Annotated in this window: 4 protein-coding genes; all 4 read left to right on the top strand. The window is 62.8% G+C overall.

Annotated elements, in window-relative coordinates; translation table 11 throughout:
* The first annotated feature begins 116 nt into the window (after positions 1–116).
* Positions 117–416 carry a type II toxin-antitoxin system RelE/ParE family toxin gene (locus ACOVRJ_RS19430; protein WP_422045474.1) on the top strand — a complete coding sequence of 100 codons (300 nt, stop codon included), beginning with the start codon at positions 117–119 and terminating at the stop codon, positions 414–416.
* Between the two features lie 555 nt (positions 417–971).
* The gene (locus ACOVRJ_RS19425) at positions 972–1,556 is read left to right on the top strand and encodes an XRE family transcriptional regulator (RefSeq protein ID WP_422045473.1); all 585 of its coding nucleotides are present in this window, start codon (positions 972–974) and stop codon (positions 1,554–1,556) included.
* A 91-nt stretch (positions 1,557–1,647) separates the two neighbouring features.
* Complete coding sequence (locus ACOVRJ_RS19420; RefSeq protein WP_422045472.1) at positions 1,648–3,834, top strand: S9 family peptidase; 2,187 nt, start codon at positions 1,648–1,650, stop codon at positions 3,832–3,834.
* A gap of 423 nt (positions 3,835–4,257) precedes the next feature.
* On the top strand, positions 4,258–4,334 hold a 77-nt coding region (locus ACOVRJ_RS19415), incomplete at its 3' end, for a sugar phosphate nucleotidyltransferase (RefSeq protein WP_422045475.1).

Raw genomic sequence — 4,334 nt, 5'->3', positions numbered from 1 at the left:
GTTAGCCTGTCGACGTTGCTCCAGAAGGAACTGGAAGACGCCTTGGACGAAGCAGACCGCGAAGACGGCATCTCTGCCGAGGAGTTGTTCGCCGAGCTTCGGAAGTACGGCTGATCTTGGCGCTCACGGTCCGGGTCAAGCCGCGCGCGAGGCGCGAAATCAATGAAGCCGCTGCTTGGTGGAGCGTCAACCGTCTTGCAGCGCCGGGTGCGGTGGCCCAAGATCTTCGCGAGGCCCTTCATCTTCTCATCGAGTTCCCAGGGCTCGGCACCCATGTGGAGAACGCGAAGTCTCCAGACACGAGGCGCTGGCTACTGAAGCGCATCAGCTATTACATCTACCACCGCGCCCGGGCCAACAAGCTGGAAGTGGTCGCGTTCCGGGGAACGGATCGGGAACGAATTCCGCGCGTCTAAGCGCGGCAACGCCTTGTGACCTGACACGTAATGAATCGGTAATCACCTGAAATCAGGAGCCAGGATCATGGACTTTTCATACCTTTCCCTTGCCGGAGTCCTCATGCTGGGTCACGGAGTCCGGCATTGCCGGTCGGAGTTTGGCTTGACAAAGGACCGGCTGCTTAACCCACTCTTTCTTGTCTTTGTCTTGCCTGGTCTATCCAGCTCATTTCCTACCATAGGCCAAGCTACCCCGACGCAACTGATGTTCTTTTTGTGTGGAATGATGGGTTTGGTTGGAGCCGCTCTGTCGATATCGACGATGTATACCGACCCAAAGCCCGCACCCGAGGGAGCCCCAGACCAACAGAGCTCGTCCCATCAGAAGCGTGAAGCCTGACGCTGCCACAAGGACTTCCCCGCAGGCCAAGAAGGCTGTTGTGTATTCGTCTGTTCTTCTATCAAGAGCCGAATGTTCGGCCGTTCGGTATTCGGGGCTGGGATTGAATCCGCTGGTTCCAGGGCATGCGAACGGGTCAAAGGCCGGATCAAGCGCTTGAAGGAGCAACTGCGATGAGCAAGACCACCGGACCCCTTGAAGTCGTCCACGGCAGAGGGAACGTTGTCGCTGATCTTGACTGCCCCAACGCACTCGTGCACCAGGCCAAGGTTGTCCTGGCCGCCGAGATCATCAAGGCCCTCGATGCCGGCGGCCTCACCGTACGCAAGACGGAAGTGCGCACCGGTATCGCTGCAGCAGGCTTCTCACGCACAGGCAACGAGGACGCGGGCCGCTTCACCATCGACCGCCCGATCAGAATCCTGGAGCGGGTCGACACCGCGGTCAACGTGCCATTGACGGTCATGCGCCCGCCGGCCACGGTTGTGATGCCAGCGGTGAGGTCCTGGAGAGGGCGAGCAGCTGCGCGCGAGGCCTCCTTGGTCATCGTGAGCAGGTGGGCTGCCCCTGCCATGCGTCGCGCCGGTCATCTGTGTGGTCGCACCCCAAAGCCTGAGAGTCGCGATCCAGAGCAAGATCGGCAGGAAGGACCGCATCACGATCTCGGTCATGCCGCGGCAGCACCCGCATTTCCCTCGTCATGCAGGTCCATGGCGATACATCAGCCTGCTCGGCCGCAACCCAACCGCAAGCTTTGACGCCCGCAAGCCGGCGTTCGCGCAGGTGAGCTTTGCAGGAAAGCCGGGCGCCTGACACCACTTTTCATTCGCTGAATCCACGGATGCCGACATGATGACAACGCTCTCACGCCGCAGACTCCTCGCCACAAGTGCCGCTGTTGCGGCCTTCACGGCAAGCCCTGTCGGCCTTGCAGCATCCCCCTCCATTCCGGCACCCCCGAAACCGGTGAAGAAACCCAAGACCATCACGCAGCTCGGCCGCACGCGGACCGACGAATATCAGTGGATGAAGGACGATAACTGGCAAAAGGTCCTCAAGGACCCGTCCGTCCTGCGTGCCGACATCCGCGAGCACTTGCTCAAGGAGAACGCCTGGTTCGACGCCTGCATGGCAGACACCAAACCCCTGCAGGACAAGCTGTTCGAGGAAATGAAGGGTCGCACCAAGGACGACGACAGTTCCGTTCCCGCGCCCGACGGCCCGTGGGCCTATCACATGCGTTTTGACAAGGGCGCCCAGCACCCGCTCTACGTGCGCATGCCACGCAACGGTGGCAAGGAAGAGGTGCTGCTCGACGTCGAGGCCATGTCCAAAGGCAAGGCATATCTTGAGGTCAGCGCAACGGCACATTCGCCGGACCACAAGCTCTACGCCTGGGCCGAGGACGATGCCGGCGCCGGCAACTATCGCCTGCGCGTGAAGGACATTGCCACAGGCCAGACGGTCGGTACACCGATGGAAAGCACGTCGGGCAGCTTCACCTTCTCACCCGACAGCAAGTACATCTTCTGGACATACCAGGACGAGAATGCGCGTCCGGTAAAGGTCTTTCGCAGGCCCGCCCGCGGCGGTGAGGATGTGCTGGTTTACGAGGAAAAAGACCCGGGAATGTTTCTCGGTGTCGGAACAACCTCCAGCCGCAGCTTCATCATGATCGCGATCGCAAACCGGGAAGCAGGCGAGTATCACGTCATTCCCGCGAGCGACCCGACTGCAGCCCCCCGGCTTTTCGCACCGCGCCAGGTGGGCCAGCTCTACACGCCCGTCGATTTCGATGGTCGCTGGTACATCCACACGAACGCGGACGGCGCCGTCGACTTCAAGATCATGACGGCAGCCCACGGCACGACCGATCGTGCAAGCTGGAAGGACTTCATTCCCCACGAGCCCGGCCGCTACATCAGGGGCATAGAAGCCTATCGCAACCACCTGGTCCGCCTCGAACGCGCCAACGCCCTGCCCCGCATCGTGATCCGCACGCGCGACGGCAGGGAACACATGATCACGCAGGAAGAGGCTGCCTACGCGCTCGATCTCGCGCCCGGCCATGAATACGACACAGCCACGATGCGCTTCGTCTACCAGTCGCCATCGACACCGCGCCAGTGGTTCGACTACGACATGGAAATGCGCACCCGCTCCCTGCGCAAGACGCAGGAGATTCCGTCGGGCCACGACCCGTCGCGCTATGTCGCCGAGCGCTTCTTCATCAAGGCCAAGGACGGCGCCGAGATCCCGGTCACAACACTGAGCCTGAAGACCACGCCAAAGAACAGCGGCGCGCCAACCCTGCTTTATGCCTACGGCTCCTACGGCTACGGCACGGATGCCGCCTTCGGTGTGGCGCGCCTGAGCCTCATCGACCGCGGCTGGATCTGGGCCATCGCCCACGTCCGCGGCGGAGACGAAAAGGGCCGAGGCTGGTTCGAGGACGGGCGCAAGCGCAAGAAGATGAACACCTTCACCGACTTCATCGCCGTCGCCGAGGCACTGGTGGCCCGCGGTGACAGCACGAAAGGCCGCATCGTGTCCTATGGCGGATCCGCCGGCGGCCTGTTGGTTGGCGCGGCAGCCAACCTGGCCCCCGACGGCCTGTTCGGCGGCCACATCGCCGCTGTGCCCTTCGTCGACGTGATCAACACGATGAGCGACACGACCCTCCCCCTGACCCCGCCGGAGTGGCCCGAATGGGGCAACCCGCTTGAAAGCGCAGAAGACTACGACACGATGTGGGCCTACTCGCCCTACGACCAGGTCGCCAACAAGCCCTACCCGCCGATCCTCGCCCATGGCGGCCTGACCGACAGCCGTGTGACCTATTGGGAGCCCGCCAAGTGGATCGCCCGCCTGCGCGACCGCGCCCCCAAGGCCGGCCCCTTTCTGCTCCACATCAACATGGACGCCGGCCACGGCGGCGCCTCCGGGCGCTTCAACCTGATGAAGGAGCAGGCGCGGGATTTCGCGTTTGCGCTGAAGGCCATGGGGGACAGCCAGGCGGGGGCGAGGTTGGGGTGAATTCCCACCCGGCCCTTTGCCATGGCCGACGGGTTCAGCCTGCGGCCACCTCCCGGCACGGGCATCGCTAACTTTCATGATGTGGGGCAACGCCCCGGATCATGGAAGACTTCCACATTAACCCGGACCTTGCCGTGTGCAGCCTGGATCACCGGCCAGGCCGTGCCACTCCATTGCGGATCATCGCAACACCGCCCCATGCGGACCCGTGACGTGCACATCATTCATTGAATGGGCGATCTTCAACCACTTGTCGAATGAATATGTGAGGAGTCAACGCGCCCACAGGCACCCCGGCTGCTGGATGGAGCACTCGGCCGGCCTCTTCCCGAGCCGGCCCATGTTGTCGATCTCGAACCTGCACGTCGCCCCAAGCACCACAATTCGGCCACGGTCGACTGCAAAGACCGAAAAGGCGCCGAATTGACAGCCGTTACCCTCCCCCTCCAACCCGTCATCATGGCCGGCGGCTCGGGCACGCGGCTGTGGCCGCTGTCGCG

The sequence above is a fragment of the Roseateles sp. genome (assembly GCF_049240545.1).
GTDB lineage: Bacteria > Pseudomonadota > Gammaproteobacteria > Burkholderiales > Burkholderiaceae_C > Paucibacter_A.
This window is presented reverse-complemented; position numbering and strand designations above follow the sequence as displayed.

Coding starts and splice junctions, on each gene's coding strand:
- ACOVRJ_RS19425 (WP_422045473.1), top strand. CDS start 972: ATGAGCAAGACCACCGGACCCCTTGAAGTCGTCCACGGCAGAGGGAAC.
- ACOVRJ_RS19420 (WP_422045472.1), top strand. CDS start 1,648: ATGATGACAACGCTCTCACGCCGCAGACTCCTCGCCACAAGTGCCGCT.